This window comes from Rhodopseudomonas telluris (assembly GCF_042432815.1).
Taxonomy (GTDB): domain Bacteria; phylum Pseudomonadota; class Alphaproteobacteria; order Rhizobiales; family Xanthobacteraceae; genus Rhodopseudomonas; species Rhodopseudomonas telluris.
Map to the genome: position 1 here is coordinate 325721 of NZ_JBHLWM010000005.1, position 26220 is coordinate 351940.

21 protein-coding genes are annotated in these 26220 nt (G+C 64.9%); 9 read left to right on the forward strand and 12 right to left on the reverse strand.

What is annotated here, in order from left to right; all coding sequences use genetic code 11:
• Positions 1-52: 52 nt before the first annotated feature.
• From ACFFJ6_RS13025 to ACFFJ6_RS13070, 10 genes are all read right to left on the reverse strand, one after another.
• The gene (locus ACFFJ6_RS13025) at positions 53-1249 is read right to left on the reverse strand and encodes an efflux RND transporter periplasmic adaptor subunit (RefSeq protein ID WP_378388314.1); all 1197 of its coding nucleotides are present in this window, start codon (positions 1247-1249) and stop codon (positions 53-55) included.
• Positions 1239-4433: an efflux RND transporter permease subunit gene (locus ACFFJ6_RS13030; RefSeq protein WP_378388316.1), complete on the reverse strand. Its 3195-nt coding sequence runs from the start codon at positions 4431-4433 to the stop codon at positions 1239-1241. Before ACFFJ6_RS13030 ends, ACFFJ6_RS13025 begins: the two co-directional genes overlap by 11 nt.
• A gap of 201 nt (positions 4434-4634) precedes the next feature.
• On the reverse strand, positions 4635-6326 hold the full coding sequence (locus ACFFJ6_RS13035; RefSeq protein ID WP_378388318.1) for a methyl-accepting chemotaxis protein: 1692 nt from the start codon (positions 6324-6326) through the stop codon (positions 4635-4637).
• Positions 6327-6610: 284 nt separating this feature from the next.
• Positions 6611-7393: a 2-oxo-tetronate isomerase gene (gene otnI / locus ACFFJ6_RS13040; RefSeq protein ID WP_378388320.1), complete on the reverse strand. Its 783-nt coding sequence runs from the start codon at positions 7391-7393 to the stop codon at positions 6611-6613.
• Positions 7394-7543: 150 nt separating this feature from the next.
• On the reverse strand, positions 7544-8248 hold the full coding sequence (locus tag ACFFJ6_RS13045; RefSeq protein ID WP_378388322.1) for an ABC transporter ATP-binding protein: 705 nt from the start codon (positions 8246-8248) through the stop codon (positions 7544-7546).
• Positions 8232-8966, reverse strand: coding sequence for an ABC transporter ATP-binding protein (locus ACFFJ6_RS13050; protein WP_378388324.1), 735 nt, complete (start codon positions 8964-8966; stop codon positions 8232-8234). The genes ACFFJ6_RS13045 and ACFFJ6_RS13050 overlap by 17 nt, the downstream gene beginning before the upstream one ends.
• Entirely contained in the window at positions 8963-9949 is a 987-nt protein-coding gene (locus tag ACFFJ6_RS13055) for a branched-chain amino acid ABC transporter permease (protein WP_378388326.1), read from the reverse strand. Before ACFFJ6_RS13055 ends, ACFFJ6_RS13050 begins: the two co-directional genes overlap by 4 nt.
• A complete protein-coding gene (locus ACFFJ6_RS13060) occupies positions 9949-10827 on the reverse strand; it encodes a branched-chain amino acid ABC transporter permease (RefSeq protein ID WP_378388328.1) in 879 nt (292 codons plus the stop codon). The genes ACFFJ6_RS13055 and ACFFJ6_RS13060 overlap by 1 nt, the downstream gene beginning before the upstream one ends.
• A gap of 133 nt (positions 10828-10960) precedes the next feature.
• The gene (locus ACFFJ6_RS13065) at positions 10961-12211 is read right to left on the reverse strand and encodes an ABC transporter substrate-binding protein (RefSeq protein WP_378388330.1); all 1251 of its coding nucleotides are present in this window, start codon (positions 12209-12211) and stop codon (positions 10961-10963) included.
• Positions 12212-12281: 70 nt separating this feature from the next.
• Entirely contained in the window at positions 12282-13100 is an 819-nt protein-coding gene (locus tag ACFFJ6_RS13070) for a putative hydro-lyase (protein ID WP_378388332.1), read from the reverse strand.
• Between the two features lie 112 nt (positions 13101-13212).
• Between ACFFJ6_RS13070 and ACFFJ6_RS13075 the strand changes: the two genes are divergently transcribed.
• From ACFFJ6_RS13075 to ACFFJ6_RS13090, 4 genes are all read left to right on the forward strand, one after another.
• Complete coding sequence (locus ACFFJ6_RS13075) at positions 13213-14184, forward strand: LysR family transcriptional regulator (protein ID WP_378388334.1); 972 nt, start codon at positions 13213-13215, stop codon at positions 14182-14184.
• 75 nt (positions 14185-14259) lie between these two features.
• A complete protein-coding gene (locus ACFFJ6_RS13080; RefSeq protein WP_378388336.1) occupies positions 14260-15507 on the forward strand; it encodes a Zn-dependent hydrolase in 1248 nt (415 codons plus the stop codon).
• 25 nt (positions 15508-15532) lie between these two features.
• A complete protein-coding gene (locus tag ACFFJ6_RS13085) occupies positions 15533-16447 on the forward strand; it encodes an NAD(P)-dependent oxidoreductase (RefSeq protein WP_378388338.1) in 915 nt (304 codons plus the stop codon).
• 147 nt (positions 16448-16594) lie between these two features.
• Positions 16595-17455 (forward strand): hypothetical protein, encoded by an 861-nt coding sequence (locus ACFFJ6_RS13090; protein WP_378388340.1) that lies wholly within the window; start codon positions 16595-16597, stop codon positions 17453-17455.
• An 18-nt stretch (positions 17456-17473) separates the two neighbouring features.
• On the opposite strand, the gene ACFFJ6_RS13095 is transcribed toward ACFFJ6_RS13090, so the two are convergent.
• Positions 17474-18562 (reverse strand): tartrate dehydrogenase, encoded by a 1089-nt coding sequence (locus tag ACFFJ6_RS13095; RefSeq protein ID WP_378388342.1) that lies wholly within the window; start codon positions 18560-18562, stop codon positions 17474-17476.
• A 273-nt stretch (positions 18563-18835) separates the two neighbouring features.
• On the opposite strand from ACFFJ6_RS13095, the gene ACFFJ6_RS13100 reads away from it, so the two are divergent.
• From ACFFJ6_RS13100 to ACFFJ6_RS13120, 5 genes are all read left to right on the forward strand, one after another.
• The gene (locus tag ACFFJ6_RS13100) at positions 18836-20050 is read left to right on the forward strand and encodes an ABC transporter substrate-binding protein (RefSeq protein WP_378389672.1); all 1215 of its coding nucleotides are present in this window, start codon (positions 18836-18838) and stop codon (positions 20048-20050) included.
• Positions 20051-20242: 192 nt separating this feature from the next.
• Positions 20243-21118 carry a branched-chain amino acid ABC transporter permease gene (locus tag ACFFJ6_RS13105; RefSeq protein ID WP_378388344.1) on the forward strand — a complete coding sequence of 292 codons (876 nt, stop codon included), beginning with the start codon at positions 20243-20245 and terminating at the stop codon, positions 21116-21118.
• A 1-nt stretch (position 21119) separates the two neighbouring features.
• Positions 21120-22058, forward strand: coding sequence for a branched-chain amino acid ABC transporter permease (locus ACFFJ6_RS13110; RefSeq protein WP_378388346.1), 939 nt, complete (start codon positions 21120-21122; stop codon positions 22056-22058).
• The gene (locus ACFFJ6_RS13115; protein ID WP_378388348.1) at positions 22058-23536 is read left to right on the forward strand and encodes an ATP-binding cassette domain-containing protein; all 1479 of its coding nucleotides are present in this window, start codon (positions 22058-22060) and stop codon (positions 23534-23536) included. Before ACFFJ6_RS13110 ends, ACFFJ6_RS13115 begins: the two co-directional genes overlap by 1 nt.
• Positions 23537-23721: 185 nt before the next feature.
• On the forward strand, positions 23722-25098 hold the full coding sequence (locus ACFFJ6_RS13120; protein WP_378388350.1) for a GH1 family beta-glucosidase: 1377 nt from the start codon (positions 23722-23724) through the stop codon (positions 25096-25098).
• Here ACFFJ6_RS13120 and ACFFJ6_RS13125 read toward each other — a convergent pair.
• Positions 25085-26179 carry an SbmA/BacA-like family transporter gene (locus ACFFJ6_RS13125; protein WP_378388352.1) on the reverse strand — a complete coding sequence of 365 codons (1095 nt, stop codon included), beginning with the start codon at positions 26177-26179 and terminating at the stop codon, positions 25085-25087. The two genes, ACFFJ6_RS13120 and ACFFJ6_RS13125, sit on opposite strands and share 14 nt — an antisense overlap.
• Positions 26180-26220 lie beyond the last annotated feature (41 nt).

Below are 26220 nucleotides of genomic sequence, written 5' to 3' on the forward strand. Positions count from 1 at the left end.
CTCGCAATGACGCCCAATGGAGGCGGTGCTACGCGACGATCGGCGTAGCAACCTACCCCTTCACGTCCTGCCTCTCCGACGCGGTCGGCTTGCCTTTGACGGCGTCGCCCACGACGCGGACCTTGTCGCCGCTGGACAGGCCGTCCGGCGGCGCGATGATGATGCGATCGTCGGGAGCGAGGCCGGAAGCGAGCTCGATTTCGCGGCCAAGATCGCGCGCGATCTTCACATCTTTGAACTGCACGCGATCGTCAGGGCCGACGGTGGCGACACGCAGACCGGCGCGGTTGAACATCAGCGCACTCGCCGGCACGTAGAGCGACACCTGATCACTGGTGAGGCTCAGCTTCACGTTGGCATAGCCACCGGGCATCAGCTCGCCTTTCGGGTTGTCGAGCACGAGTTGCATCCGCGTCGTGCCGGTCGAGGCATCGACCGCCTGGGACGAGGTTTCGACGGTGGCCGGGAAAGTCCGGTTCGGATATTCCGGCAGCGTGATCACCGCCCTGGCGCCGATCCGGATCAGCGGCACATAAGTTTGCGGCACATTGACGTACACACGTAGCCGCGCGATGTCCGACACCACGAACATCGCAGGCCCGGCGTTGGAGCCGGCGCTGACCAGTGCACCCACGTCGGTGTTGCGCTCGGTGACCACACCGTCGAACGGCACGGTGATTTTCTTGAAGCCAGCGAGCGCTTCGAGCCGCTCGACATTCGCCTCACCGGACTTCACCGCCGCCTTCTTGTTCGACAGGTCCGCGGTGCGCTCATCGATCTCCTGAGCGGAGACGAAGTTCGACGCCACCAGCGTCTTGCGGCGGTTGAGCGTCGCCTCCGAGAGCCGCGCGCTGGCCTGCTGGCTCAGGAGATCGGCGCGGGCCTGCAGCAATTGCTGATCGAGATCCGGAGCTTCGACCTCCGCGATCACCTGCCCGGCCTTGACCTTCGCGCCGATGTCGGCGCTCCAGCTCTTCACATAGCCCGACACACGGGCGTAGATCGGCGCGCGGGAATAGGCTTCGAGCCGGCCCGGCAGATCGAGCGTGCTGGCGCGCGCCTTTCCGTCCGGCTTGGCCACTGCGACGCTGGGGATCGCCTGCTCGTCGGTCCAGACGCGAAGGTCGGCGTTGCTTTTTTGCCGCGCGCTGATGCCCGTCACGACCACCGCGACCGCGCCGCAGGCGAGCAGCAGGCCGGCGATGCCGAGTCCGCGACGGGATTTGCGCGGCGGCGCTTCAGTGGACATGCGACAACTCCGGCGCCGGGGCGGCGTCCTGCGCCGGCTGTTTCTTGTGGACCATGCTGAACACCACGGGCACGAACATCAGGGTGGCGACGGTGGCGCAGATCAGGCCGCCGATCACGGCGCGGCCGAGCGGCGCGTTCTGCTCGCCGCCCTCGCCGAGCCCGAGTGCCATCGGCGCCATGCCGATGATCATCGCCAGCGCCGTCATCAGCACCGGGCGGAAACGGACGAACCCGGACTCGAGCGCCGCCTGCACCGGATCGCCGAGCACGGCGTAGCGCTCGCGCGCGAACGAGATCACCAGCACGCTGTTGGCGGTGGCGACGCCCATGCACATGATCGCGCCGGTGAGCGCCGGCACCGACATCGTCGTGCCGGTGGCGAACAGCATCCAGACGATGCCGGCAAGCGCCGCCGGCAGCGCCGTGATGATCACGAACGGATCGGCCCAGGACTGGAAGTTCACGACGATCAGCAGATAGATCAGCACGATCGCGCCGAGCAGGCCGAACAGCAGGCCAGAGAACGCGCTGTTCATCGTCTGCACCTGGCCGAGCAGCACCACCGACGAGCCCTTCGGCACCTCGGCCTTGGTCTCGTCGATCACCTTGCGAATGTCGGCCGACACCGCGCCGAGATCGCGCCCCTGCGTGGTAGCGAAGATCTGCACCATCGACTGGATGTCGTATTGCGAGATCACCGCGTTGCCGGCGGAGCGCGTGATGTCCGCGATGCCGCCGAGGATCGGCGCGCTGGCGCCGGCGGTGCCGGTCGCGGAAATCGGAATCGTCTCCAGCTTGCCGAGCGAGTCGATCTGATATTGCGGCGTCTGCATCACGATCGAATAGGACACGCCGTTATCGGGGTTGAGATAATAGGTCGGCGCGACCTGCGACGAGCCGGCGAGATTCACCACCAGGCTGTTGGTGACGTCGCGTGTGGTCAGCCCGACATACTGGGCGCGAGTGCGGTCGACGTCGATATTGAAGGTCGGATTGTTCGGCGACTGCTGCAGCCGCGCGTCGGCGACGCCCGGGATGCGCTTGATCTTGGCAAGCAGCTTGCCGGCATATTCGAAATTGGCCGCCAGATTGGCGCCGCGCACCTGCAGATCAATCGGCGCCGGCGCGCCGAAGTTCAGGATCTGGCTGACGATGTCGGCCGGCAGGAAGGCGAAGCTCATGCCGGGGAATTGCCGCGGCAGCTGCTCGCGCAGCAGCTTGACGTATTCCTCGGTCGGCCGGTGCTCGCCTTTCAGCTTGATCTGGATATCGCCGTCCTGGGTGCCGATTACGCCCGTATTGTTGTAGGTCAGATTGATGCCCGAGATCGGCATGCCGATGTTGTCGGTCATGGTCTCGATCTGGTCCGGCGGAATGACCGCGCGGATCGCCTTCTGCACCTCGGCGAGCTGGTTGGCGGTCTCCTCCACACGGGTGCCGACCTGGGTGCGGACGTGCATCAGGATCTGCCCGGCGTCGACCGACGGGAAGAAGTTGCGGCCGAGGAACGGCACCAGCACGAACGACACCGCGACGACTCCGAGGAAGCCGGCGACGAACAGCCTGCGGTGGCCCATCGCCAGGGTCAGCAGGTCGCCGTAGCCGTGGCGGAAACGCGCGAACAAGCTTTCGAAGCCCTGCTGGAAGCGGACCAGCGGATTGCGCGAACGCTGCTTGCCGTCGAGGCTGCCGTGATGGACATGGGGCTTCAGCAGATACTTGGCCATCGTCGGCACCAGCGTGCGCGACAGGATGAACGACCAGATCATCGCGAACATCACCGCTTCGGCCATCGGCACGAACAGGAAACGCGCGACGCCCTGCAGGAAGAACATCGGGACGAACACGATGCAGATGCACAGCAGCGACACGAAAGCCGGCGTCACGATCTGATGCGCGCCGTCCAGGATCGAAGTTTCGACGTCCTTGCCCTGCTCCAGATGCCAGTTGATATTCTCGATCGTCACAGTGGCGTCATCGACCAGAATGCCCACCGCGAGTGCGAGGCCACCGAGCGTCATGATGTTCAGCGTCTCGCCGATCGCCGCCAGACAGACGATGGCGCCCAGCACCGAGAGCGGAATCGACACTGCGATGATGATGGTGGAGCGCCAACTGCCGAGGAACAGCAGGATCATCACGCTGGTCAGCAGCGCCGCGATCACGCCTTCGACCGCCACGCCGGCGATGGCGCCGCGCACGAACACCGACTGGTCGCCGATCAAGGCGATCTTCAGCGACTCCGGCATCGCGTCCTTGACCTCGACGATCTTGCGCTTGATGCCGTCGATGATGTCGAGCGTCGACACCGCGCCGGCCTTCAGCACCATCATCAACACCGAGCGGTTGCCGTCGACATGGACGATGTTGGTCTGCGGCGGATTGCCGTCGCGCACCGAGGCGACGTCGCGGATGTAGACCATCGCGCCGTTCACCGCCTTGATCGGCAGATTGCCGAGATCCTCGATTTTGAGCGGCGAATTGTTGAGCTGGATGACGTATTCGAACTCGCCGATCTTTTGGGTGCCGACCGGCGTGATCAGGTTCTGCGCGGCGAGCGCATTGGCGACATCCTGCCCCGACAGACCGCGGGCCTGCAGCGCGCCGGGATCGAGATCGATCTGGATCTGGCGCTGCTTGCCGCCGAACGGCCAAGGGATCGCCGCGCCGGGCACGGTGACCAGCGGCGTGCGCAGCTGATTGATCGCGAGGTCGGCGAGGCTCTGCTCGGTCATGCCGTCGCCCGACAGCGCGAGCTGGATGATCGGAACCGTCGAGGCCGAGTAGTTCAGGATCAGCGGCGGCGTCGCGCCCGCCGGCATCTGCTTGAGCAGCGTCTGCGAAATCGCCGTCACCTGTGCGTTGGCGGTCCGGATGTCGACATTGGGCTGGAAGAAGATCTTGACGATGCCGAAGCCGTTATAAGAATTCGCGACGATGTGCTCGATGTCGTTGACGGTGGTGGTCAGCGCACGCTGGAACGGCGTGGTGATGCGGCCTGCCATCTGGTCCGGTGGCAAACCGGTGTATTGCCAGACCACGCCGATCACCGGAATGCGGATCTCGGGGAAGATATCGGTGGGCGTGCGCATCGCGGCGAGCGGGCCGACGATCAGCAGGAGCAGCGCGAGCACCACGAAGGTGTAGGGCCGGCTCAGTGCGATGCGGACCAGCGATATCATCCGTCGGCGTTCCCCGATCTTGGTGCGGGGCCACGCTGCCACGTAGCCTCTTCACGAGACTTACCGAACCGTCGCCCAATAGCCAAGCGGCAGGGCACGCATGGCGCCCCGCCGCATCGCACAATCTCGCGAGGTGATCAGTTCCGAGGAGCCACGCTCCAAGCCGGCCCGCGGCCGGCTCAAGAGGCAAGGTTGGTCGTGTCAGGCCGCTCGCACGGATTCGAGAAACTGCCCGACTTCGGATTTCAGCCGGTTGCTTTCGACCGAGAGCGACTGGGCGGCAGACAGCACCTGGGTCGAGGCCGCCGTTGCTTCGCCGGCGCCGCGCTGGACATCGACGATGTTGGCCGAAACCTGCTGGGTTCCGAGCGCCGCCTGCTGAACGTTGCGGGCGATCTCCTGGGTGGCGGCGCCCTGCTCTTCCACCGCCGATGCAATCGTCGAGGCGATTTCGGACATTCGGCCGATGATATCGCCGATGTCCTTGATGGCGCCGACCGAGTCCTGGGTGGCGGCCTGAATGCCGGTGATCTGCTGGCTGATCTCGCCGGTGGCTTTGGCGGTCTGTTCGGCCAGCGCCTTGACCTCGCTGGCGACGACCGCGAAGCCGCGGCCCGCCTCGCCGGCACGCGCCGCCTCGATGGTGGCGTTGAGCGCCAGCAGATTGGTCTGGCCCGCGATGGTGTTGATCAGTTCGACGACGTCGCCGATCCGGGTGGCGGCCTGCGCCAGTTCACCGACGCGAGCATTGGTGCGCCGGGCCTGTTCGACCGCCTCACTGGCGATACGGGCCGAGTCCTGCACCTGCCGACTGATCTCATTGACCGACGACGCCATCTCTTCCGTGGCCGAAGCAACCGAAGACACATTGTTGGAGGCTTCTTCGGACGCCGAGGCGACCAGCGTGGTGACTTCCTGCGAACGCCCAGCCGTCGCGGACAGCGACCCCGCAGAGGCTTCGAGCTGGGTCGAAGCCGACGACACGGTCTGCACGATCTCGCCGATCATCGACTCGAAGGAGCGGGTGATCGCGTCGACGCGCTGACCGCGCGCGATTTTGGCATCGGCATCCGCCGCGGCGGCCTGGTCGGCGGCGCGCTTGTCGATCAGCGCCTGCTTGAACACCTGCAGCACATCGGCCATCGCGCCGATCTCGGTCTTCTCTCCCTGGTGCGGCACCACCGCGGTGAGATCGCCACGGCCGAGCGCCTGCATCGGCTGAATGATCGAGCCGATGCCGCGTGACACATCGCGGACCAGCAGGATCCCAAGACCGATCGAAGCCAGCGTCGCGATCGCGAGAATGCCGATCACCATGTACAGCGCGGAGCGGAAGCTATCGGCCGCCGATTTGCTGGCCTGATCGCCGCCCTTGTTGTTGAAGTCGATGTCCCGCTGCAGCACCTCGTCGGCCTTGACGCCGATCGGGTTCACCACCTTGGCATTGTAGTCGCGGGTTTCTTCGGAAACGCGCCCGACGTCCTTGCGGGATCGCGCCAGCACCTCTTCGGTGCCGCGGACGTATTCGTCCCAGAGCTGAGACCATTCCCGATAGAGCGCCCGCTCTTCGGCAGACGTGATCAGGCGCTCGTAAGCGCTTCGAGCATCGGCGACGCGCGTCTTGACGGCCTCGACCGTCTTGTCCACCGCCTGCTTGTCTTCAGCCGAGAACGACAGCAGGTGCTGACGAATGACCGTTCGATAAGTGATTCCGGTCGCGCGCAGGTCGCCAAGCGCCCGGACGCTCGGCATCCAGTTGACGGCGATGTCATCGGTATGTGCATTGATGGACTGCATTTTCAGAATGGCTACGACACCGAGACCCATCATCAGGATCAGGAGTGAAGCCAGAACTGACATGATCTTGGCGCGGATCGAAAGGCGGTCGAACATCGTCGGATCCCCAAATACTCTGAAAGACGCGCCGCCCTGCCCCCACGGCTGACACCGCGCTGCGGCTTCTGCCGCACCTTTTGAATTAGTGGGGTAATCCTCACTCAGGACTTAAAATCGGAACCGTCAGCGCGAATTTTTCCGCACAACTACTCTGAGTGGACGAGATGTCAGGCCGGGCTAACACTCAGCATCCCGGCGACGAGCGGTGCATCCCGTGAATCGACTCCGGTCTTGAGTCGAACGACGTGCTTGGGATCACAGGCGGAAATGATCGACGACTGTCAGGTGTTGCCAGCCCGATAGGAGGCGAACCAGCCGAGCCCATCGGTGGTGGCGGCGCGCGGCCGATACTCCGCGCCGACGAAGCCCGCATAGCCCAGCCGATCGAGTTCCGAGAACAGGAACGGATAGTTGAGCTCCTCCCTATCCGGCTCCTGCCGTGACGGAACGCTGGCAATCTGGATATGACCGATGATCGGCATCAGCTCGCGCAGCCGCATCACCACATCGCCGTGCAGGATCTGGCAGTGATAAATATCGAACTGCAGCTTGAGGTTCGGAATGCCGAGCTCGCGGATCAGATCGCGCGCCACGCCGAAATCATCGAGAAAATAGCCCGGCACGTCTCGCCTGTTCAGCGGCTCGATCATCACGTCGATGCCGTGCGGGGCAAAGAAATGCGCCGCCACCGCCAGAGACCGACGGAACGCCAACGCGGCTGCGCCGTCGTGTCGATCCGCGAGCCCGGCCAACAGGTGAACCCGCTTGGCGCCGGTGGCCAGCGCATAAGGCAGCGCCGTATGCAGGCTCCGCTGCAGCTCCTCGAACTTGTCCGGCCGCGCCGCAAAGCCACGCTCGCCGGCGGTCCAGTCTCCCGGCGGCAGGTTGAACAGCGCCAGCGTGAGATCGTAGCGCCGCAGTCGGTCGGCGATGTCCTCCGGCGCATGGTCGTAGGGAAACAGGAATTCGACCGCCCGAAACCCTGCCACAGCCGCCGCCTCGAAGCGGTCGAGGAACGGCACTTCGGTGAACAGGAAAGAGAGATTGGCGGCGAAGCGCGGCATTTGCAGCCCGGCAGGAGATCGTCGTCATTGCGAGGAGCGAAACGACGAAGCAATCCAGCGTCACGTACTGAGCCTGTGGATTGTTTCGCTTCGCTCGCAACGACGTCGGCGACGGAAAAAGCTGCTGCACTCTATCCGGACAGTGGCTGTCTACAACCCCAAATACGCCTTCCGAACGTCGGGGTTGTCCATCAGCTCGGCCGCCTTGCCCTGCATCAGCACGCGGCCGGTCTGCAGGATGTAGGCACGGTCGGCGATTTCGAGGCATTCGGCCATGCGCTGCTCGACGATCAGCACCGTCATGCCGGCGTCACGGATCTTCTTCACCGACTGGAAGATCTCGCTGACCAGCTTCGGCATGATGCCCTGCGACGGCTCATCGAGCATCAAGAGCCGCGGCCTCGTCATCAACGCGCGGCCGATCGCGAGCATCTGCTGCTCGCCGCCGGAGAGCGTCTCGGCGCGTTGCTCGAGCCGCTCCTTCAGCCTTGGAAACAGGCTGAACACCAGCTCAAGCGGCTGCTCACGATCCGGCTTGCCGCGAAACATGTAGCTACCGAGCCGCAGATTGTCGTGAACCGACAGACGCGGGAACAGCCGGCGGTTCTCCGGCACATAGGCGATGCCGCGCGCGGTGATCAGGTGCTGCGCGGTGCCGTCGATGCGCTGGCCGTCGAACGCCACTTCGCCGGAGCGAATGCGCTCGGCCCCGGCGATCGATTTCAGCAGCGTCGACTTGCCCGCGCCATTGGCGCCGGCGACGCAGACGATTTCGCCCTTCTCGACCTCGATCGAGACCTGGGAAATTGCGACCAGCCCCTTATAGGCGGTGGTGACCTCACGCACCGACAGCATGACGATCCCCAAGATAAGCAGTGATGACTTTCGGATTGCGCACGACGTCGGCCGGCTTGCCTTCGGTGAGCACCTTGCCGAGATCGAGCACGATGGCGCGGTCGACCAGCGGCATCACGATCTCCATGACGTGCTCCACCATCAGCACGGTGACGCCGGTGTCGCGCACGCGGCGGACAAGCTCGACGCCCTTCTCGGCTTCGGTCGGCGTCAGGCCGGTCAGCACCTCGTCGAGCAGCAGCAGCTTCGGCTCGGTGGCGAGCGCGCGGGCGACTTCGAGGCGGCGCTTCTCCGACGGGATCAGCTGGCTGGCCAGCACGTCGGCGCGGGCATCGAGGCCGCAGAACGCCAGCACCTCGTGCGCCTTGCGGCGGGCCTCGCGCATCACCGTGGTGCGGATCAGCGCGCCGACGATGACGTTGTCGATCACCGTCATCGACTCGAAGCTCTTCACCACCTGAAAGGTGCGACCAATGCCGCGAGCGCAGCGCGCAGTCGCCGGCAGCTTCGTGACGTCCTCGCCGTCGAAGATGATCGAACCCTGGGTCGGCGGCAGCACGCCGGCGATTAGATTAAACAAAGTCGATTTGCCGGCGCCGTTCGGGCCGATCAGGCCGACTATCTCGCCGCGGCCGACCGAGATCGAGACGTCGCTATTGGCGACGAGGCCGCCGAAGCGCTGCCAGACACCGCGGGTTTCCAGAAGCGGCGCGGTCATTGCGGCACTCCCTTCGAGGCCGGGCGCCGCGAGAACAGGCCGATCAGGCCCTCGGGGCGCGCCAGGGAGATCAGCACGATCACAGTGCCGTAAAGGATCAGGTCGACGCCGCGGCCGGAGCCACCGATGAACGAGCGGGTCAGTTCAGTGAGCGGGATCAGGATCACCGCACCAAGCACCGGCCCCCACAACGTGCCGATGCCGCCGAGCACCGCCGGCAACGCCATCAGCAGCGAGAACTGGAACGTCATCACGCTCTCAGGATCGATGTAGGACACGAACATCGCGTAGAACGCGCCGCCGATCGCGGTGAGGAAGGCCGAGACCGCGGCCGCGCCCATCTTCGAGTTGAACACCACGACGCCGAGGCTTTCAGCCGCCTCCGGATTGTCCTTCACGGCGCGCCACCAATAGCCCCACTTCGAATTCTCGAGCCACCACGTCACCAGCCAGGCGACGCAGCAGAACACTAGCGCGAAGTAGTAGTAAGGCAGCTTGCTGCGGGTGAACTGGAACTTGGCCCAGCTGTCGCCGCGGACCGGGATGTCGATGCCGAGCGCCGCGCCGGCCCAGTCCCAATTGTGGAACAGCAGGAAGCCGATCTCGGCGATCACGATGGTGGCAATGACGAAGTAATGGCCGCGCAGCCGGAACGTCGGATACCCCAGCGCCAGCGCGATCGCCGCCGAGATCACCCCGCCGCCGAGCATGCCGAACCAGGGCAGCACGCCGAATTTGGTGAACAGCAGCACCGTCGTATAGGCGCCGAGGCCGAAATACAGCGCGTGGCCGAGCGAGATCTGGCCGCAATAGCCGCCCAGGATATTCCAGGCCTGCGACAGCGCCGCATACATCAGGGTGAGCACCATGATGTTCTGGACGTAGACGTCCTTGACGAACAGCGGCACCAGCGCCGCGATACAGGCGAGCACCGCGGCGACGATGAGGTCGCGCAGGCGGCGTTTGTTGTGAGCGTCGTCCATCAGATCGATCCGAACAGGCCACGCGGCCGAATGAAGACAACGAGCAGATACACCGCGTAAATGCCGACGGATTTGAGCGACGGCGGCAGGATCAGCGCGGTGGAGGCCTCGACCAGACCGACGATGATGCCGCCGGCGAAGGCGCCGAACACGCTGCCGAAGCCGCCGAGCGCCACGGTGACGTAGGCGATCAGTGCGAACGAGGCGCCGACGTCGGGATAGATGTAGAAGAACATCGCCATCACGGCGCCGGCCAATCCGACCAGCGCGCCGCCGAGGCCCCAGCCGAGCGCGAACACCTTGTTCTTGTCGATGCCGACCAGCGCCACAGCGCCGGCGTCCTCGCGGGTCGCCTCGAGCGCGCGGCCGAAGTCGGTCTTCTTGATGAAGAAGTACAGCGCCCCGAACGCTGCCAGCGACACCAGCGCGCCGACCAGTTGCGGCACCGGCAGAAACACGCCGCCGATCTGCAGCGTCTTGCCGCCGAGCCAGGAGACGTTGATGCTGCGATAGTCCGGCGTGAAGAAGTACTGCGCCAGGCCGCGCATCAGGATGGCGAGGCCGAAGGTGGTGAAGATCTGGACCATGCCGATATTGGCTTTGGCCCGCATCGCGAACCGGACCACCAATAAATACGCCACCGCGCCGAATACGAACATCGCCGCCCCCACCAGGGGCGCGGCGAGCAGCGGATCGATCGCGAAGAACGCGAACAGGAAAAAGGTGATGTACATCGCCAACATCAGGAATTCGCCGTGGGCGAAGTTGGTGACGTCCATCAGGCCGAAGATCAGAGCCAGGCCGACCGCGACCAGCCCGTAGAGAAGTCCCATCAGCAGGCCGCTGGCCAGGGACTGGATGATCGTGGCGGTGGTCAAAGGCAATGCTCCTGAACAAGAAAAAGCGCATCCCCGTCATTGCGAGGAGCGAAGCGACGAAGCAATCCAGATCAGTGCACCGCGCTGGATTGCTTCGCTTCGCTCGCAATGACGGTGAGCGGTAGCGATCTCCTTACGGCATCGGCCAGATCGCCTCCGCGACCTTGGCCTGTTCGGGGAAGATCGTGACGAACTTGCCGCCGACATATTGCAGCAGCACCGGGTCGGCGAAGGTGTTCTGCCCCTGCTCGTCGAACTTGACGCGGCTCCACGGCATGATGGTCTGTTCGCCCGGCATGTCGGTGGCGACCAGCGCTTCGCGGATTTTCTCGCCGTCGGTCGACTTGGCGCGGTTGATGGCGTCGGCCATCACGATCAGACCCATGAACTGTCGCGACGAGTAGTCGTTGAAGTCCTTGCCGGACTTCTCCTTGTACATTTCGTTGATCTTGCCGACCATCGGCCGCTTCTGCGCGAGGTCGAGCGAGAACGAGCCGCGCGAGATCACGCCCGGGATCTTGTCGCCGACCGCGTCGTACAGCGCCTTTTCGGAGAAGCCGGCGTCCTGCGCGACGATGTTCTTGGCCTTGTAGCCGAGTTCGCCCATGGTGCGGATCAACAGAATGCCGTCGGTGGTGTAGCTCGACGGCATCAGCACGTCGGCGTCGGCGGCCTTGAGCTGCTGCACTTCGGCCGTCAGCGACGGCGAGTTGGCGCGATACTTGATGTCGGCGACGACCTTGTAGCCCCGGTCCTGCGCGAGCTTGAGCTGCGCGTTCGACGAGTCGGTGCCGAAGATGGTGTCTTCGTGGAACAGCGCCAGCGTCTCGATCTTCTGGCCCTTCTTCTTCAGCGCATCGAAGAAATCGAACATCGCCTGCGAGAACATCTCGTCATGTGGCGCGGCGCGGAAATAGTACTTCAGACCACGGCGGTGCAGACTCGGCGAGGAGTTGTCGGCCGACAGGAACGGAACCTGATAGCGCTCGCAGATCTGGCTGACGGTGACCGCGACGGCACTCTGATAGGTACCGACGATAGCGCACACCTTCTCCTGCGTGATCAGGCGCTCCGCCTCGGCGCGGCCCTTCTGCGGATCGGCCTGGTGATCGGCGAACACCAGACGGATCTTGGCGCCGCCGAGCCCCGGCAGGCCCTCGCCGCGTGCGAGCGGCAGGTCGTAGTCATAGTTGCCATTGATTAGCTCGGCCGCGGTCTGGAACGCCTTCTGCGCATCGACGCCGATCTGCGCGCTGGCGCCCGACAGCGGATAGATCACGCCGATGACGACTTCCTTGGCCTGCGCGCGTGCGGCCGTGGCGAACGGCAGCACGGCCGCCGTCGCGGCGCCACCCAGCAGGAGATTACGGCGATCGATCTTCATGTCATATTCCTTTGTTACCAGCGCTGATGGTCAAGGGATCGAAGGTTTTGGATCGAAGGTTCGGTTGGCCTCACAGCACCGCAAGGTGCTTGTTCTTCAGGTCGGTGACAAGCATCAATCCGGGCGCGTGTGTAATTGCGAACGGGACCTTGGCGGCCGCGATCACTGCCTGCGGAGTGACTCCGCATGCCCAGAACACCGGAAGTTCGTCGGGCTTGATCGTCACCGCATCTCCATAATCCGGCTTGGCGATATCGGCGATGCCGATCGACTGCGGCAGGCCGATATGCACCGGCGCGCCGTGGACGGATGGAAAACGCGAGGTGATCTGTACGGCGCGGATCGCGTCCTTCGGCTTGAGCGGCCGCATCGACACCACCATCGGGCCGGCGAACGGTCCCGCCGGCGTGCAGGGAATGTTGGTACGATACATCGGGACGCGGACTTTCTCCTCGATGTGACGGATCGGAATATCGTCGGCGAGCAGCGCCTCTTCGAACGAGAACGAGCAGCCGATCACGAAAGCGACCAGATCGTCACGCCAATGCGCCATGACGTCAGCCGGCTCGTCGATCACCTCGCCGTCGCGCCAGACCCGGTAGGCCGGCACGTCGGTGCGGATGTCGAGATCGACGCCGAGCGTCGGGATCATCGGATTGCCGACGTCGGACATGCCGATGATCGGGCAAGGTTTGGGATTGAGCTGGCAGAAGCGATGGAAGGCGGCGGCGTACTTTTCAGGAAGGATCGCCAGATTGCCCTGGACGAAGCCGGGGGCAACGCCGGCGGTCGAGTCGGCCAGGCCAGCCCGATAAGCGAGCCTCGCCTGGTGAGGTGGACTCATCGAACCCTCGGACTGGAGCTGCTCGCCTGCCATAAAAACAGTCATCCTCTCATCCTGCCTCTCTCGACAGCAGTGGAGCGCAAGCGTAATATAATGTCTAATCTTTGTTTCTGATCAGAAACGATAAGCTCTCGTTATTCATGAGAGGAGCCACCCGATGGTGGACTTCAAAGCGCTCGAGACCTTCCTGTGGGTCGTGACGCTGGGCAGCTTCCGCGGGGCCGCGCATAAGCTCAACACCACGCAGCCCGCGATCTCCCAGCGGATCGCACAACTTGAGCGCGAACTCGGCGTCCGGTTGCTGCAGCGGGATCATCGCATGGCCTCGCCGACCCCGAGCGGCCGGCAGCTGATGCTCTACGCCGAAAAGCTGATCGGGCTGCGCACCGAAATGCTCGCGGTAGTCGGCGATCAGTCCAGCATGCGCGGCGTGCTGCGGCTCGGCGTCGCCGAGACCATCGTGCACACATGGCTGCCGCGGCTGATCGAGCGGGTCAATCGGCTGTATCCGAACCTGTCGCTGGAGATCGAAGTCGACATCACCCCGAACCTGCGCGCGCGCCTGCTGGCGCAAGAGATCGAGCTCGCCTTCCTGCTCGGGCCGATGACGGCCTCGACGGTGCGCAGCCGTGTACTGTGCGAGTATGCGATCGGCTTTTTGGCGAGTCCCTCACTCGGACTCGGCAGCGGCCCGCTGGCTGTCGAGGATCTCGCCAGATTTCCGATCATCACCTTCCCGCGCAAGACGCAGCCTTACGAGATCGTCCGCTCGCTGTTCAACAAACCGGAGCTGCCGCCGATCCGGCTGCACGCGTCGGCCTCGCTCGGCACCGTCGTTCACATGGCGATCGAGGGACTGGGCATCGCCGTGATCCCGACCGCGATCGTCGAGAACGAACTCGCCGACGGACGTCTTCAGTTGCTGCAGACCGACCTCAAGATCCCGCCGCTGCGGTTCTCGGCCAGCTGGCTCGCCTCTCCCGACACGGTAGCGATCGAGCGCGTTGCCGAACTCGCAGTCGACATCGCTCACACCGGCGGCTTCATGCCGGAAACTGTGCCCGAGGCTGCGCCCGATGCAGCGCAGCTCCGCGACATTCTGCCGGCGCGCGAACCCGCAATTGGTTGACGCGCGCAGCGGCGCGTTGAACTCTCTCACCTCTGCCGCGCCGCTCGGCGGCGTCTTGTCTTATTCGGAGACCTCATGACCAAGCCTGCCTCGAACCTGCAGATCGATTCCGCACGCCTGTGGGACACCATCCACACCACGGCAAAGTTCGGTGGCACGCCGAAAGGCGGCGTGCGGCGACTGACGCTGGGGCCGGAGGACAAGCAGGTGCGCGACTGGTTTCGCAGCGCCTGCGAACAGGCGGGGCTCGAGGTGCGGATCGATGCGCTCGGCAACATGTTCGCGCTGCGCAAGGGCCGCGACATGTCGAAACCGCCGATCGGGCTCGGTTCGCATCTCGACACCCAGCCGACCGGCGGCAAGTTCGACGGCATTCTCGGGACGCTCGGCGCGCTGGAAGTGATCCGCACCCTGAACGACGCCGGCATCGAGACCGAGCTGCCGCTGTGCGTCACCAACTGGACCAATGAAGAAGGCTCGCGCTACGCCCCCGCGATGATGGGATCGGCGGCCTTCGTCGGCGACTTCACCGTCGAGGATATTCTGAGCCGGAAGGATGCCGCCGGCATCAGCGTTGCGGAGGCGCTCGACAGCATCGGCTATCGCGGCGATCAGGCCGTCGGCACGCAGCCGTTCAGCGGCTTCATCGAGCTGCATATCGAACAGGGACCGATCCTCGAAGCCGAGGGCAAGACCATCGGCGTGGTGGAGAACGGCCAAGGCGTGCTGTGGTACGACGGCAAAATCACCGGCTTCGAGAGCCATGCCGGCTCCACCCCGATGAACCTGCGCCGCGATGCGTTGGCGACGCTGTCCGAGATCGTGCTTGCCGTCGAGCGGGTCGCGACCGAGCTCGGCAACGCGGTCGGCACCGTCGGCGAAGCGGTGATCGCCGCGCCGTCGCGCAACGTCATTCCCGGCGAAATCGCCTTCACCATCGACGCCCGCAGCGCGGACGCGGCCATTCTCGCGCAGCTCGATGCGCGCATCCGCGCCGCGGCCGCCGAGATCGCCGCCAAGCGCAAGGTCGAGGTGACGCTCGATCTGGTCTGGCGCAAGGAGCCGACGCATTTCGACACGACACTGGTCGGCGCGGTCGCGACGGCTGCGGAAACGCTCGGCTACGCCAATCGCCGCATCACCTCGGGGGCCGGTCACGACGCCTGCAACCTCAACGCCAAGGTGCCGACCGCGATGATCTTCGTGCCGTGCAAGGACGGCATCAGCCACAACGAGCTGGAGGACGCGACCCAGGCCGATTGTGCCGCGGGCGCCAACGTGCTGCTGCACACTGTGCTGTCGCTCGCCGGCGTCGCGAAGTAACAATCGGGGTTGGGGGGAAGCACACATGCACGCGGTGTTCGTCGATGCCAGCGACACGCTGGCGCTGATCATGGAGCAGCAGGCGCGGCCCGACGATCTTCCGATCGTGATCCATCGCGATCCGGACGTCAGCCCGGGCGACCTGCCCGCCGTGCTGGGCGACGCCGCGATCGCCATCATCGATCACACCTACCTCCCGACCGAGATCGCGCGGCAATGCACCGGGCTGAAGCACGTGGTGTTTCTCGGCACCGGCGCGCGCAGCTACATGAATATCGAGGAGCTCGCCGAACTCGGCATCAGCGTCCACCTGATCCGCGGCTATGGCGACACCGCCGTCGCCGAAGCCACCATCGCGCTGATGTGGGCGGCGGCGCGCAACCTCGCGCTAATGGACCGCGAGATGCGCGCCGGCCAATGGCTGCGCGAGGACGGCATGCAGCTCACCGGCAAGACCCTCGGCCTGATTGGCTTCGGCGGCATCGGCGCCGAGGTCGCGCGGATCGCACACGGCTCGGGCATGAAGGTGCTCGCCTGGAATCGGACGCCGAAGACCATAGCAGGCGTCACCTTCGTGGACATCGACACGCTGCTGCGCGACAGCCACGTCGTCTCGCTGCACCTGCTGCTCGACGACGCCACCCGTGGATTCCTGTCGCGCGAGCGCATCGCCGCGATGCGGCCGGGTGCGATCCTGGTCAACACCGCGCGCGCCGGCCTCACCGACGAGGCGGCGATGATCGACGCACTGCGCTCCGGCCATCTGCGCCACGCCGCGCTCGACGTGTTCGAGATCGAGCCGCTGCCGGCGGACCATCCGCTGGCGACGCTGCCAAACGTCACCCTCTCCGCGCACTCCGCATTCCGCACGCCGGAGGCGAGCGAAAACCTGATCGACGCTGCGCTGGTACATTGCCGGCGCATCGCCGCAGAGCCGTAACGGCTTCTCTCCTCTCCCCGTAATCCAGGCGCCGGCGGCAACTAATTACCCGCCAGCGCCGCGGTCCGCTCGCGGCGGCTGATCCCGATCAACGCAGGGCCGTGCCGTCCTGGTGCAACATCGCTGCGGCTTGCAGGGAGTTTGCCCATGAAGGACTGGATTGCGACTTGCGCCGTCGGGCTTGTGATCATCGTCGGCTGCGCAGCCGGACTCGGCGGCACGCTGGCTTTCCTGCTGGCCTTCGGCATCGCCTGGTATCTGTTCGCCGCGCGCGACCTCGGCTTCGCCCGCGCGCGCGACACGCTCGGCGTCAAGCTGCTGCCGCCGATCTGGCAGCGTGGCAACTGGCTCTGGGTCGAGCGCCTGCTCGACGACGGCGAGCGGCTGTTCAAGGCAGCATCCATCGCGCTGATCGTGATCAGCCTGGCACTGATGTTCTGGCCGGACATCGTTTACGGCGCCGCGTTGCTGATCGCCGCGTTCTACGTCTCGGAGATCCTGCGCGGCAACCCGGACCCGCGTCCGCGCCTGGTCCACATTCCTGATGCCGGCCTTACGACCGCCACCGCATCTTCGCCCGCGGCACTTCCGCCTGCCGCGTGCCCGACGGTCCGTTCTGTGCTTCCGGCGCCGGTCACTCCGGCCCGCGCGCCTGCGCCATCATCGCAACGGATCGGCACGATCGTCGAAATTCTGGAACGCACGCGGAAGCTCAACGTCAGATCTCGCGCCGCGCGAAAGCCGGTGCCGCTCAGCCAGCGCCGGCCGTCGCAGCGCCCCGTCGCCGCAAAACATCCCTCCACCGCGAAGCCGACGCCGCGCGAGAAGCTCAAGCGCCCGCTGCGAGCCCGGTTCGACTTGCCGAGCCGCAAGCCGGACCACCCGATCGCAACCCGACCGCACAAACCCAGGCGGCCGCAGACGGCGCTCCGCAAGCCAACGATGCGCAAGCCCGTGACACCGAACGGCCGCGGCACGTCGAAACGCGCCGCGGCCGTGCGCCACTGACCGTTCCGGGCAGGCGCGCTACTCGATCATCTCGGCCACGGCTTTGCCGCAAGCCGTCGTATCGGCCTGACCGCCGAGATCGCGGGTGCGCAGCGTGCGCTCGCCGAGCGTCCGTTCGATCGCCTTGACGATCGAGGCCGCCGCCTGCTTCTCACCGAGATGCTCCAGCATCATCGCGCCCGACCAGATCATCCCGATTGGATTGGCGATGCCCTGGCCTGCGATATCCGGCGCCGAGCCGTGAACCGGCTCGAACACGCTTGGGAAGTCACCTTCCGGATTGATATTGCCCGACGGCGCGATGCCGATCGTGCCGGTGCAGGCCGGGCCGAGGTCCGACAGGATGTCGCCGAACAGGTTGGAGCCGACCACGACGTCGAACCAGTCCGGATGCAGCACGAAATGAGCGGTGAGGATGTCGATGTGGTACTTGTCCCACTTCACCTCGGGATAGGCTTTCGCCATCGCTTCGACGCGCTCGTCCCAATACGGCATGGTGATCGAGATGCCGTTCGATTTGGTCGCCGAGGTCAGGTGCCGCTTCGGCCGCGACTGCGCCAGATCGAACGCGAACTTCAGAATGCGATCGACGCCGGTCCGGGTCATCACCGTCTGCTGCGTCACGAACTCGCGGTCGGTGTCGGGGAACATGCGGCCGCCCACCGATGAATACTCGCCCTCGGTGTTTTCCCGCACGACCCAGAAGTCGATGTCGCCCGGCTTGCGGCCGGCGAGCGGCGACGGCACGCCCGGCATCAGCCGCACCGGACGGAGATTGACGTACTGATCGAATTCGCGACGGAACTTGATCAGCGAGCCCCACAGCGAGATGTGGTCCGGAATCTTTTCCGGCCAACCGACCGCGCCGAAGAAGATCGCGTCGTGCATGCCGATCTTCTCCTTCCAGTCGTCCGGCATCATCTGGCCGTGCTTGGCATAGTAATCGTAGCTGGCGAAGTCGAAATGATCGAACTTCACATTGACGCGATGCTTCTTGGCCGCGGCCTCGAGGGCGCGGAGGCCTTCCGGCATCACTTCCTTGCCGATGCCGTCGCCGGGGATGACCGCGATCCGATACTCGCTCTTCGTTGTCTTCGTATTGTCCAAGGACGGTTCCTCGATGCGTGAGCTTCACAGAATGGCAGCACGCAGGATGTGGACCAAACCGCGCGCGCGATCAACGCTGCAGCGCACACATAAACAACTATCAGCAATCTCCCATTGTGCTTGCCTGCGACAAAACGCGCGCTACACTCTGCGCAGGCCGATCAACAAGGCCGTGGCCAACGCGCCCACAAAAACGGAGCCAAAGCGCCCGACAAATAAGAACAACGAGGAAACGTCATGACAGCAGCTCCCCCTTCACTCCGTTCGTGGTCGATGCGTGCCGTCGTGATGGCGACGGCGTTCGGCGTCGGCATCTCGTCAGCTTCGGCTGCGGATCCGATCAAGATCGGCGTGATCGCCGAGGCCCAGGCCATCGCCGGCGCCTCAATCCCGCAGGCCGCCCAGCTCGCCGCCGAGGAAATCAACGCCAAGGGCGGCGTCGACGGCCGCAAGATCGAAATCGTCACCTACGACAACCACTCCTCTTCGGCGGATTCCGTGCGGGCGTTCCAGCGCGCCGTCAACGAAGACAAGGTCAACGTCGTAATCGCCAGCTACATCTCCGAAGTGGTGCTGGCGCTGATGCCCTGGGCCTCGCGGTTGAAGACTCCCTTCATCACGCCGGGTGCGGCATCGAACGAAATCACCAAGGCGATCCATGCCGACTACGAGAAGAACAAGTACACCTTCCACGGCTATCTGACTTCGGGGGAGCTGGCCCAGTCGGTCTGCGACGCCGGCAAGGACCTGCTGGTCGACGCGCGCAAGATGAAGAGCGCCGTGATCATGAGCGAGGACGCCGCGTGGACCAAGCCGCTCGACGTCGGCTACAAGGAGTGCCTGCCGACCGCCGGGCTCAAGGTGCTGGATCACATCCGGTTTTCGCCCGACACCACCGACTTCACCCCGATCTTCAACAAGATCGAGTCCTCCAAGCCCGATGTGATCATCACCGGCATCTCGCATGTCGGCGTGCAGCCGACGGTGCAGTGGAAGAACCAGCAGGTGCCGATCCCGATGTTCGGCATCTCCTCGCAGGCCACCAACTCGACGTTCGGCAAGGACACCAACAACGCCTCCGACGGCGTGCTCTATCAGGGCGTGTCGGGAACGGGCGTCGCGGTGACGCCGAAATCGGTGCCGTTCGCCGACGCCTTCAAGGCCAAATTCGGCAACTATCCGTCCTACGCCGGCTACACCGCCTATGACGAAGTCTATTACATCGCCGATGCGGTGAAACGCGCCGGGTCAACCGACGGCGACAAGCTGGTCGAGGCGCTGGAAAAGACCGATTACGAAGGCACCATTGGCCGCGTCCAGTTCTATGGCAAGGACGAGCCGTTCACCCACGGCCTGAAGTACGGCAAGGGCCTGATCACCGGCCTGATCCTGCAGTGGCAGGATGGCCAGCAGGTCGCGGTGTGGCCGCCGGAAGTCGCCAAGGCCAAGATCAAGTTCCCGGCCTTCATCAAGGTCACCGAGAACTGAGTGGTGGAGGTTATGCTCCCGGTCGCAAGCCGGGAGCATTTCTTTATCGGCACCCTCACCACGTCATTCCGGGGCGCGCGGAGCGCGAGCCCGGAATCCATAACCACCGCCGGGAGTATGGATTCCGGGCCCGCGCCGAGAGGCGTGTCCCGGAATGACGAACGTGAAGTCCGTTTGCACAGAAGGCCCTGAATGCTCCCCCTGCAAATCCTGATCGACGGTTTCGCCATCAGCGCACTGTACGCGCTCGGCGCCACCGGCTTCACGCTGATCTTCGGCGTGTCGGGCGTCCTCAACCTGTCGCACGGCGCCATCATGGTGGCCGCAGCGGTGGCGGCGTGGGCGGCGTCGAGCACGTTCGGTGTCGGCAATTATCTCGGCGCCTTGATCGGCGTGGCCACCGCATTGGTCGCGGCGCTGCTCACCTATTTCGCGGTGGTGCAGCCGATCCAGCGCTCGCGACGAATCGCCAATGAGGAAAAGGAGATCTTCGTCCTCACCGGCACGCTGCTCTGGGGCATCATGATCCAGGAGGCCATCGCCTACTTCTTCACCAACAACGCCAAGACGGTGCTGCCGATCGTGCAGGGCGTGGTCGAAATCTTCGGCGTACGCACGCCGCGCAACGAGATCTTCACGGCGCTGGTATGCTGCCTGGTGATCGCGATGCTCTGGCTGCTGGTGAACCGCACCAAGATGGGGAAGGCGGTGCTGGCGGCCTCGATGAACCCGCGCGGCGTAACGCTGCTCGGGCTGGAGCTCACCAACATCTACGTCGTGGTGTGGGCGATCTACGGTGTCCTGGCCGGCATTGCCGGCGTGCTGCTCGGCATGTTCCTCGGCGTGTCGTCCTATAGCGTCGGCCCGCTGACGGCGAGTGCGTTCTCGATCGTGGTGCTGGGCGGGCTCGGCAGCGTCTCGGGCTCGCTGATCGCCGCCTTCGTGGTCGGCTATCTCGAAACCTTCACAGCTTACATGATCTCCCCGGCCTATCGGAGCATTCCGGCGCTGCTGTTGCTGGTGATCGTGATGTATCTGCGGCCGCAGGGCCTGCTGGGGAGGCGCTGAGATGGGATTCTTCAGGACGCGGCTGTTCTGGATCGCGCTGGTCGTGGTCGCGGTCGCCTCGACGCTGCCGCTTTACGTCTCGGGCTACATTCTCGGCTTGCTAACCGTCGCGTATTACTTCGGCGTGTTCGCGATGGCCTGGGACCTGTTGTTCGGCTTCGCCGGCGAGGTCAACTTCGGCCCGACCTTCCTGATCGGCGTCGGCGCCTACACCGCGGGTATCATCAACAACCAATATGGCGTCTCGCCCTATTTCTGCATCTTCATCGGCGCGATGGCGTCGGTGGTCGCCGGCTTCGTGCTTGCGCTGCCGGCGCTGCGGGTGCGCGGCCCGTATTTCGGCCTGACCACGCTGGTCGCGGTGCTGATGCTGCAGAACTTCATCGTGGTGTTCGCAGACCTTACCGGCGGCGAGATCGGCCTCACAATCCCGGACGTCATCACCATCAGCGCCAGCGCCAATTACTGGATCGCGCTCGGCTTCATGACCGTCAGCGCCGCGATCCTCTACGGCCTTTCGCAATCGCCGATCGGCCTCGTGCTGCAGGCCTCGGGCCAGGATCCGGTGCAAGCGGGCGCGCTGGGCTTCAACATCGTCAAGCACAAGCTGTTCGCCTTCGTGGTCAGCGCTTTCTTCTCCGGCCTCGCCGGTGCCTTGCTGGTGTTCTACTTCGGTACTGCCTCGGTGGGCACCGTGGTCGACATCGCCGTCGGCGTGAACGTCATCGTCGCGGCCGTGCTCGGTGGGCGGCGCACCGTGCTGGGCGCGGCGCTCGGCGCGATCTTCCTGATCGTCGCCGGCGAATTCCTGCGGCCGACCGGCGAACTCGCCACCTTCATCGTCTCGGCGATCGCGCTGCTCGTCGTGCTGTTCTTTCCCGGCGGCTTCCTCGGCGCCGCCATGTCTCGAGAGACAACTCCGCGAGAGGCGCGCACCTGATGGACGCCAGCAACTTCGCGCCGGTGCTCGAAGCGCGCGGCCTCACCAAGAAATTCGGCGGCCTCACCGCTGTGAAGAACTTGTCGTTCGAGCTGCATGCCGGCGAGATCTTCGGGCTGATCGGGCCGAACGGTTCAGGCAAATCAACCGCGATGAAATCGCTGATGGGGATCGAGCGGCCGACGTCCGGCGAAGTCGTGTTCGAGGGCGAGAACATCGCCGGCCTGCCCGCACACAAGATCGCCCGCAAGGGTTTCGGCATGGTGTTTCAACATTCGCGGCCGCTGAACAGGCAGACCGTGCTGGAGAACATCATGGTGGCGCTGCTGCCGGACAGCCTGCTGGCCCTGTTTCACGACAAGGCGCTGGCCGAACGTGCCGAAGCGATCGCCGAGCGTGTCGGCCTCGGCGCGGTGATGCGGCGCAAGCCTCCGACGCTGCCGTTCGCCGATCTGCGGCGTCTCGAACTCGCCAAGGCGATCGCACGTGATCCCAAGGTGGTGCTCGTGGACGAGCCGTTCGCTGGGCTGACGCTGACTGAAGTCGGCGTGTTCTCCGATCTGATCGCAAGCTTCCGCGACGAAGGCCGCGCGGTGCTGCTGGTCGATCACAACGTCAAGAGCGTCGCCGCGCTGGTCGACCGCGTGCTCGCGATGTATCTCGGCGAAGAGATCTGCACCGGCGCCGCCGCCGACGTGATGAAGAACGAGACCGTGCGGCGGGTGTATCTTGGTGGCAAAATCGAGACCTCGGCGCGGCCGGAGACCAACTTCAAGGACAAGGTGCCGCTGCTGCAGGTCGAAAACGTCAGCGTGCTTTACGGCAAGGCGCAGGCGCTGGAAAACGTCTCGATCCACGTGCACGAAGGCGAGTTCGTCTCGGTCGTCGGCCTCAACGGCGCCGGCAAGACCACGCTGTTCAATACCATCTCCGGTTTCCTGCCCTACACCGGCGAGATCGTGCGCGGCGGCGAGAAGCTGCGCGGCATTTCACCGGCCAAGATCGCGCGTGGCGGCATCGTGCAGTGTCCCGAGTCGCGCGAGCTGTTCGGCGAGATGAGCGTGCGGGAAAATCTCGACCTCGGCGGCCAGGCGTTGCCCGACGCGGAGCGCGAAGCGCAGCTCGCCTGGCTGTTCGAGCTGTTTCCGATCCTCAAGGAGCGGCAAAGCCAGATGGCGCAGACGCTGTCGGGCGGCGAACAGCAGATGCTCGCGATCGGCCGCGCGTTGATGATGAAGCCGAAGATCCTGATCCTCGACGAGCCGACACTCGGCCTCGCTCCGGTGATCCTCGAACAATTATCGAAGGCGCTCGAGAGACTTCGGCAGACCACGCCGATCACCGTGCTGCTCGGCGAGCAAAACGTCACCTTCGCACTGCCGCACGCGGACCGCGTTTACGTGCTCGAACACGCGCGGATCGTGTGGGAAGGCGATCCGGCGCGCTTCGCGGCGGAAGCCGGCGAAGGCTACTTGTAGCCGCACTGCACATGATCTGACGCCGGCGCAATGCTGCCATGAGCGTAGCACGCGCCGACGCCGGGCTCCGCGTGCCACACCGGCGTCATCGCGGGCGGCACAACGCCGCGGTTTGATCCAGCGCAAGCGCCTCATCCTTTCGTGGGGCGTATCACAGCGCGGAGCAAACAACGCGGAGAGAGGCCATGGACGAGCTCGCAGCGAAGATCAACGAGTCGATGCAGGCTCTTCCATCGCTGTCGCACGTCAAGCCAAATTTCATCTGGGGTGCTTCGACCGCAAGCTTCCAGATCGAAGGCGCCGCGAACGAAGACGGCCGCGGCCCCAGCATCTGGGACACGTATTGCCGGACCGGACAGGTCGCCAACAACGACACCGGCGACGTCGCCTGCGATCACTATCATCGCTACAAGGAAGACGTCGCGCTGATGAAGGCGCTCGGCCTGCAGGCCTATCGGTTCTCGATCGCCTGGCCCCGCGTGCTTCCGCAGGGCACCGGCGCGGTCAACGAAGCCGGCCTTGCATTCTACGACCGGCTGATCGACGAGCTTCACGCCGCCGGCATCGAGCCCTGGATCTGCCTGTATCACTGGGACCTGCCGCAGGCGCTGGAAGATCGCGGCGGTTGGCTCAACCGCGACATTGTCGGCTGGTTCGCCGACTATGCGCGGCTGGTCGGCCGGCGCTATGGCCACCGTGTCAAGCACTTCGCCACCTTCAACGAGCCGGGCATCTTCAGCCTGTTCGCCCGCTCGTTCGGCGCGCGCGACCGCACCGCCGACGACAAGCTGCATCGCTGGATCCACCACGTGAATCTCGCCCACGGCGCCGCGGTCGATGCGCTGCGCGAGACCGTCAAGGACGCGAAGATCGGCCTGGTGAGCAACTATCAGCCAATCTGTCCGTCGAGCGACAAGCCTGAAGACGTCGCCGAGGCTGCGCTGATCGGCGATTACTGGAATCGCGCCTTCACCGATCCGCAATATCTCGGTGAGTACCCGGCCATGATCCGGGACGCGATCGCGCCGCACGTTCGACCCGGCGACATGCAGGCGATCTTTCGCCCACTCGACTGGATCGGCGTCAATCACTACAGCCCGGTCTATATCAACTCCGACCCGAATGCGATCGTCGGCCTCGGCTGGGGCCCGAAGCCAGCCGATATTCCGCGCACGCCGATCGACTGGACGATCGAGCCCGACGCCTTCCGGGATACGCTGATCGAAGTGAGCCACCGTTACGGCAAGCCAGTCTACGTCACCGAGAACGGCTTCGGCTCGACGCTGGAGAAGCTCGACGCCAATGGCCAAGTGATCGACTCCGGCCGCATCGCCTTCCTGCGCGACTACATTTCCGGCCTCGACGCCGCACTGGCCGCAGGCGCCGACGTGCGCGGCTACTTCGTCTGGTCGCTGCTCGATAATTTCGAGTGGGAGTCCGGCTACGGCGTGCGCTTCGGCCTGGTCTTCATGGACTATCCGACCCTCAAGCGAATCCCGAAGGCGTCGTTCGACTGGTACGCCGACGTCATCCGGCACGCGCGCGGCGCTACGACCGCATAGCCGTCTGCGTGTCACCCTGCGCCGGCATATTATCGATCGCGGCGAGCAAAGCCGCGACGCGGTTGGCGGACGAGCGCCAATCGGCGATACGCTGATAGTTGTCCACCAGCCAGTTCACGGCTCCCTGCACGGTGACGAATGCGGCGGCGCTCTGCGTGACTTCGCCCAGCGACATCGCGCCGCTGAGATATTTCGGAAAGCACAGGAAATACGCAGCCACCGGCGCGAACAGGAAGTTGGCGTGCGACACCAGCGTCATGTCGACGAGCTGCCAGCACAAGTCGCGCCATGACCGCAGCACGGCCTGCAGCCGATGATCGAGCCTCGCCATCCATTTGATTTCGCGGCCCTCGCCGCCCGGGTCGCAGCCGCGCAGCACCTCGGCAGCGGCACGGAATTCGGCCTCATTCTGATTACGCTGCTCGCTGATGCTGGTCATGCGGCGGCCGAACCAGAGCATCAGCGCCGTCATCAGGCTCGAATAGCCGATCACGCCGAGCACCAGATAGCCCGGGATGTCGATGCGGCTGCCGAACACGCTCACGCCGATGCTGCCGCCGACGCTCCACAGCACGCCGAAGAAGGTCAGCGCCGTCAGCACCGACGACAGCAGCGCCAGGATCAGGTCGACCGGCGCGTCGGTCGCGACCCGGACGTCCTCGGCGAGACGGTATTCCGGATTCTCGGCGCTGTGATCATGGCCGTTCATCGGCGCCGCATGGCTGCGCAGCGACCAGCGCTCGAGGATCGCACGGGTCATCGACTCGCGCCATTTGCGCTGCCCGGTCATCCGCGCCCAGACCGAGGTGGCGGCCAGGAAAATGCTGGTGCAGGCCAAGACCAGAAACACGAAAGTTTGAGTCCAGAGCTCGGCCCCGTCGCGCCGTTCCAGCGCGTCGAAAAAGTGCCTATTCCATTGGTTTAGATAGAACTGCACCGCCAATTGGGCGAGCACGACGCCGATCATCACGACGATCAGGCCGGTGACCCGGGGCTTGCCGCCGAGCCAGAACCGCTGCGACAATTGCCAGAACTCGGACAGGTTGTGGCCGTTCGAGTCGTTATGTGAGAAGAGACCCATGGCGCGATATAAGGCCCGAACCTGCGGCTTGGGAAGCGATC

Excerpts from the sequence above, each read along its gene's own strand:
- ACFFJ6_RS13080 (WP_378388336.1), top strand. The coding sequence starts at position 14,260 with ATGACCAAGCCTGCCTCGAACCTGCAGATCGATTCCGCACGCCTGTGG.
- otnI (WP_378388320.1), bottom strand. The coding sequence starts at position 7,393 with ATGCCGCGCTTCGCCGCCAATCTCTCTTTCCTGTTCACCGAAGTGCCG.
- ACFFJ6_RS13090 (WP_378388340.1), top strand. The coding sequence starts at position 16,595 with ATGAAGGACTGGATTGCGACTTGCGCCGTCGGGCTTGTGATCATCGTC.
- ACFFJ6_RS13120 (WP_378388350.1), top strand. The coding sequence starts at position 23,722 with ATGGACGAGCTCGCAGCGAAGATCAACGAGTCGATGCAGGCTCTTCCA.
- ACFFJ6_RS13030 (WP_378388316.1), bottom strand. The coding sequence starts at position 4,433 with ATGATATCGCTGGTCCGCATCGCACTGAGCCGGCCCTACACCTTCGTG.
- ACFFJ6_RS13100 (WP_378389672.1), top strand. The coding sequence starts at position 18,836 with ATGCGTGCCGTCGTGATGGCGACGGCGTTCGGCGTCGGCATCTCGTCA.
- ACFFJ6_RS13050 (WP_378388324.1), bottom strand. The coding sequence starts at position 8,966 with ATGACCGCGCCGCTTCTGGAAACCCGCGGTGTCTGGCAGCGCTTCGGC.
- ACFFJ6_RS13055 (WP_378388326.1), bottom strand. The coding sequence starts at position 9,949 with ATGGACGACGCTCACAACAAACGCCGCCTGCGCGACCTCATCGTCGCC.
- ACFFJ6_RS13070 (WP_378388332.1), bottom strand. The coding sequence starts at position 13,100 with ATGACTGTTTTTATGGCAGGCGAGCAGCTCCAGTCCGAGGGTTCGATG.
- ACFFJ6_RS13085 (WP_378388338.1), top strand. The coding sequence starts at position 15,533 with ATGCACGCGGTGTTCGTCGATGCCAGCGACACGCTGGCGCTGATCATG.
- ACFFJ6_RS13075 (WP_378388334.1), top strand. The coding sequence starts at position 13,213 with ATGGTGGACTTCAAAGCGCTCGAGACCTTCCTGTGGGTCGTGACGCTG.
- ACFFJ6_RS13115 (WP_378388348.1), top strand. The coding sequence starts at position 22,058 with ATGGACGCCAGCAACTTCGCGCCGGTGCTCGAAGCGCGCGGCCTCACC.
- ACFFJ6_RS13045 (WP_378388322.1), bottom strand. The coding sequence starts at position 8,248 with ATGCTGTCGGTGCGTGAGGTCACCACCGCCTATAAGGGGCTGGTCGCA.
- ACFFJ6_RS13105 (WP_378388344.1), top strand. The coding sequence starts at position 20,243 with ATGCTCCCCCTGCAAATCCTGATCGACGGTTTCGCCATCAGCGCACTG.
- ACFFJ6_RS13110 (WP_378388346.1), top strand. The coding sequence starts at position 21,120 with ATGGGATTCTTCAGGACGCGGCTGTTCTGGATCGCGCTGGTCGTGGTC.
- ACFFJ6_RS13035 (WP_378388318.1), bottom strand. The coding sequence starts at position 6,326 with ATGTTCGACCGCCTTTCGATCCGCGCCAAGATCATGTCAGTTCTGGCT.
- ACFFJ6_RS13125 (WP_378388352.1), bottom strand. The coding sequence starts at position 26,179 with ATGGGTCTCTTCTCACATAACGACTCGAACGGCCACAACCTGTCCGAG.
- ACFFJ6_RS13065 (WP_378388330.1), bottom strand. The coding sequence starts at position 12,211 with ATGAAGATCGATCGCCGTAATCTCCTGCTGGGTGGCGCCGCGACGGCG.
- ACFFJ6_RS13025 (WP_378388314.1), bottom strand. The coding sequence starts at position 1,249 with ATGTCCACTGAAGCGCCGCCGCGCAAATCCCGTCGCGGACTCGGCATC.